Genomic DNA, 3673 nt, shown 5'->3' on the forward strand with positions numbered 1-3673 from the left:
GTTTCCAAGGTGAGGTTGCCGGTGGCCTCCAGCTCGGCCCGGTCGCCCACCGCCCGGACCACGTCGCGGAGCAGCTCGGGACGCATGTTGTCGCAGAGCAGGAAGTCGGCGCCGGCCTCGACCGCCTCCTCGGCCTCGGCCAGTGTCGTCACCTCGACCTGCACCGGCACCTCGGGGAACGTCTCGCGGACCTTGCGGTAGGCCGCCGTGATGCTGCCCGCGGCCAGCTTGTGGTTGTCCTTGATCATGGCGACGTCGTAGAGGCCCATGCGCTTGTTGGTGCCGCCCCCGGCCCGGACCGCGTATTTCTCCAGCGCGCGCATGCCCGGGGTGGTCTTGCGGGTGTCCAGCACGGTCGCCTTGGTGCCGGCCAGCGCGTCCGCCCACTTGCGCGTGTGGGTGGCCACGCCGGACATGCGGCAGAGGATGTTGAGCGCGGTGCGCTCGGCGGTGAGCAGGGCCCGGGTCGTGCCGGTGACCACGGCCAGCACGTCGCCGCGCTGCACTCGGGCGCCGTCGTCGACCAGCTGGTCGAAGTTAGAGGTGACACTCGGCGTCAGCTGCGGCGGTGGCAGGGGCGCACGTCCGACGGTGGGTGCCACATCGGGGGTCAGGGCAATGCCCGCGGCAGGGGCGGCATACCAGGACGCAGTGAGGGCGACGACCGCCGCGGCGACCGGGAGCCCGGCCACGACGCCGGGGGCACGGGCGACGATCTCGGCCGTGTCGACCTGGTCGGCGGGGATCGTGGCCTCGCTCGTGACGTCACGCGGCGGGTCGCCGAGGTCCTCGGCCAGGGCGGACCGCGCGACGAACTCGACCGCCGCCGGGTCGAGGCCGGGCGCCTTCTGCAGCAGACGGTCGTTCGTGGCCTGATCGAGGCCGGGGGCGGGCCGGAGGTCACTCATGCCATCTCCTCGAAGGTCTGGGTGAGGCTGCCCTCGGCATCGATGCCGTCCAGCAGGTGGCCGCGCCACTCGTCGACGGCCTCCGGATAGTCCTCCCGCCAGTGGCAGCCCCGGGTCTCCAAGCGCGTTGCCGCCGAGGCGACCAGCGCCGATGCGACGGTCAGGAGGTTCGTCGACTCCCACGCCGCGTTGTGCGGGCGGGACCGCTCGCCGCCGAGGCGGGTCAGCTCCTTGGCCGCTGCCGCCAGCGAATCCGCCGACCGCAGCACCCCGGCGCCGCGGGTCATCGCCCGCTGCAGCTCGGGACGGATCTCGGCCGGCGCCACCCAGCCCGCCTCGTCGCCCAGCACCGGGTCGGCCTGGGCCGGCAGGTCCCGGGCGATGTCGTCGGCGATGCGGCGAGCGAAGACCAGGCCCTCGAGCAGCGAGTTGCTGGCCAGCCGGTTGGCGCCGTGCACGCCGGTGCAGGCCACCTCGCCGCACGCGTACAGGCCGTCGATCGAGGTGCGTCCGTGCAGATCGGTGCGGACGCCGCCGGACGCGTAGTGGGCGGCGGGAGCCACCGGGATCAGCTCGGTCGCCGGATCGACGCCGGCCGCCCTGGTGGACGCGACGATCGTCGGGAAGCGCTGCTCGAGGAAGGCTCGGCCCAGGTGGCGAGCGTCCAAGTAGACGTGGTCGGTGCCGCTCTCGCGCAGCACCCGGTGGATGCCCTTGGCCACCACGTCGCGCGGGGCCAGCTCGGCCATCTCGTGCCGGCCGACCATGAAGCGCTTGCCGCTGTCGTCCACCAGATGGGCGCCCTCGCCCCGCAGCGCCTCGGAGATCAGCGGCCGCTGGACCGAGGAGAGGTCGGCGGTGACGAACGAGGTGGGGTGGAACTGCACGAACTCGACGTCGGTGACGGTGGCGCCGGCCCGCAGCGCGAGCGCCACCCCGTCGCCGGTGGAGACCGACGGGTTGGTGGTGGACGAATACACCTGACCCATGCCGCCGGTGGCCAGCACCACCGCGCGGGCCAGGATCGCGCCCACGCCGTCCTCCGATCCCTCGCCGAGCACGTGCAGGGTGATGCCGCAGGCTCGGCCCTCTGGGGTGCGCAGCAGGTCGAGAACCAGCGCGTGCTCGACCAGCTTGATCCACGGATCGCGGTGCACCGCCTGGTGCAGCGCGCGCTGGACCTCGGCGCCGGTCGCGTCGCCGCCGGCGTGCACGATGCGGTCGGCTCGATGCCCGCCCTCCCGGGTCAGCATCAGCGACCCGTCGGCGTTGCGGTCGAAGGCGGCGCCGATGCGCATCAGCTCGCGCACCCGCGCCGGACCCTCCTCGACCAGCACCCGGACCGCGGCGGGATCGCAGAGCCCGACCCCCGCGACCTCCGTGTCGAAGGCGTGCGCGGCCGGGGTGTCGAGCGGGTCGAGCACCGCCGCGATGCCGCCCTGCGCCCAGCGGGTCGAGCCGTCGTCGATGTTCACCTTGGTCACCACGGTGACGTGCAGGCCCTGCTCGCGCAGATGCAGCGCGGCGGTCAGCCCCGCCACACCGGAACCGACCACAAGCACGTCGGTGGTCTCCGTCCAGCCCGGGGACGGGGCGGCGAGGCGGCGCGGGAGCGCCGGAAGATCCGCGGGAAACGACATGCGCTCAGTGAACCCCGGCGGTACGACAGTTTGCGAGAGTGCGGCGTCGAAAGTGCGCACCGTTACTTGTACTGAATGGGGAGGGCCGTGGTGCCCTTGCCCTTCAGCGAGCTGGTCAGTGACGCACCGTCCAACCAGAGGTAGCAGCGGACGCCCCGGTCGCCGAGCGCCCAGACGTCCTCGCCGCCGGGCAGCGACACCACTCCGGTCCGGTATTGCAGGTCGGCGTCGTGGGGCACCCCGGTGTAGGTGGCGATCAGCTTGCGGCACCCGTCGTGGTAGTCGGCCCACTGCTCGTCGGTTTTCGGGTACGGCAGGCTGCCGGCCTGCCACACCCCGACGAACTCGGCATTGTGCGTGGCGTTGCAACCGGCCGACGGCATGGTGCTGATCGCGCCGGCCGAGTCGAGCTGGATCGCGTAGCAGGTCAGCCGCAGATCGGACGAGGACGTCTTGAGCTCCTCCTCGAGCGAGCCGAGCCGCATGACCAGCCCGCCGTCGTCCTCGATCGAGCTGATCTCCAGCACCTCGCACCGGAACCAGCGAGCACCCCCGGTCCAGGCGGCCGGGGACGGGTGGGTGACCCCGATCCACAACCGTCCGGTACGCCAGGGCGCACCCACGAACTCGGTGGTCTGCGCATCGCACACCCGGTACGCGGCCCGCGCGCCGGCCGACCCCTCGGCGGGCGGCGTGGCGGCCTCCGCGGCGGGATCCGGATACTCCCCGACGAACACCGTCTCGGTGCGGTGCTTGAGGTCGCAGTCGACCTCTTCGTAGGCCGCCCTCGTGCCGACCACCGAGAAGTTGGCCAGATGACAGGTGCCGCCGACCGGGGTGAAGCCGGTGGGTGCACCGATCGCCGCCCAGCCATCGGTGAGATCGCCGTCCACCCCGCCGGGGTTGCCGCAACCCGTGAGCAGCAGCAACGAGATCAGCGCGGCCGCTGCCGGCAGCCGGAATCGCATGAACGCAGGCCTCTCACTTGTCCGATTTGTCGATCATAGGACAATCGGCCTTGTTCGCGTGGCTAGTCGACTCTTGGGCCGGACCGCATCGCCTTGTGGGGCGTCAGCGTGAGCGAGATGTTGTCGATGTGGGGGGGGGGCGCCACCCCCCCACACG

Annotated in this window: 3 protein-coding genes; all 3 read right to left on the bottom strand. The window is 72.3% G+C overall.

All coding sequences use genetic code 11. The features are described from left to right. Window positions 1–908, bottom strand: a 908-nt coding sequence (gene nadC / locus AB0M20_RS32090; RefSeq protein ID WP_364304080.1) for a carboxylating nicotinate-nucleotide diphosphorylase, incomplete at its 3' end; no start/stop codon positions are given. Beyond that, on the bottom strand, window positions 905–2548 hold the full coding sequence (locus AB0M20_RS32095; RefSeq protein WP_364304081.1) for an L-aspartate oxidase: 1644 nt from the start codon (window positions 2546–2548) through the stop codon (window positions 905–907). The genes AB0M20_RS32095 and nadC, both read right to left, overlap by 4 nt. 62 nt (window positions 2549–2610) lie before the next feature. Continuing rightward, window positions 2611–3516: a septum formation family protein gene (locus tag AB0M20_RS32100; RefSeq protein WP_364304083.1), complete on the bottom strand. Its 906-nt coding sequence runs from the start codon at window positions 3514–3516 to the stop codon at window positions 2611–2613. Window positions 3517–3673: the final 157 nt, after the last annotated feature.

The sequence above is a fragment of the Actinoplanes sp. NPDC051633 genome (assembly GCF_040681735.1).
Lineage (GTDB): Bacteria > Actinomycetota > Actinomycetes > Mycobacteriales > Micromonosporaceae > Actinoplanes.